This window comes from Gilvibacter sediminis (genome assembly GCF_028561565.1).
In the GTDB taxonomy this organism is placed as follows: Bacteria; Bacteroidota; Bacteroidia; order Flavobacteriales; family Flavobacteriaceae; genus Gilvibacter; species Gilvibacter sediminis.
On the sequence record NZ_JAQQTE010000005.1, the window covers coordinates 1 to 842 of the forward strand.

Here is an 842-nt window from a genome sequence, read left to right on the forward strand (position 1 = left end):
CTCCAAACACAGATCCCGATCCGATCGAGCTGTGTGATGAAGTAACGGTAGGTGATGGGATAGAGGTCTTTGATCTGACCCAAAGAGAGGCGGAGATCATCGGCGGAGAGCCCGGAGTATCGGCGAGTTATTATGAGACTGAGGCTGATGCACAGACGGGCGACCCACTACTGGCCATCCCAGACCCAACGGCCTACAGCAATACCGAGACGCCACAGATCATCTGGGTACGCATTACCAACGACACCACAGGCTGCTTTACCCTGGTAGCGTTACCGATTGTGGTTAACCCACTACCAGAGACGCCAGAGGTGAGTGATTACATCATCTGTGAGCTGGCAACAGACGGCGTGGCTACCTTTGATCTAAACACGAAGATCCCAGAGATCTTAGGCGGACAAGACCCAACGGACTTGGAGATCACCTTCCACGAGGTGGAGGCCGATGCTGATGCAGGCATCAATGCGATCGCCACCCCAGAGGCCTTTGTGAATGTGAGTAACCCACAGACGATCTATGTACGCATTACCAATACGGTGACGGGCTGTTACTCGGCCACGCAGAGTTTTGATATCGAGGTTAGAGAAGGGGCCACGGCCACTGCTCCAGCAGCGGCGTACCGCATCTGTGATAATGTAGGTGATGGTACAGACGGTATTGGGGAGTTCACCCTCTCTACCCAAGACGATGAGATATTAAACGGACAGGATCCGGTGATCTATGTAGTGAGCTACCACGAAAACGAGGTGGATGCCACCACGGGAGACAATGCACTACCGGACAGCTATATCAACACGAGCAACCCACAGGTGATCTGGGCACGCGTGACCAACACGGACACG

General features: G+C 54.0%; 1 pseudogene. It reads left to right on the plus strand.

Features of this window, described 5'->3' with window-relative positions:
* Nucleotides 1-842 (plus strand): annotated as a pseudogene (locus POW22_RS10285) (hypothetical protein); the annotation flags it as partial.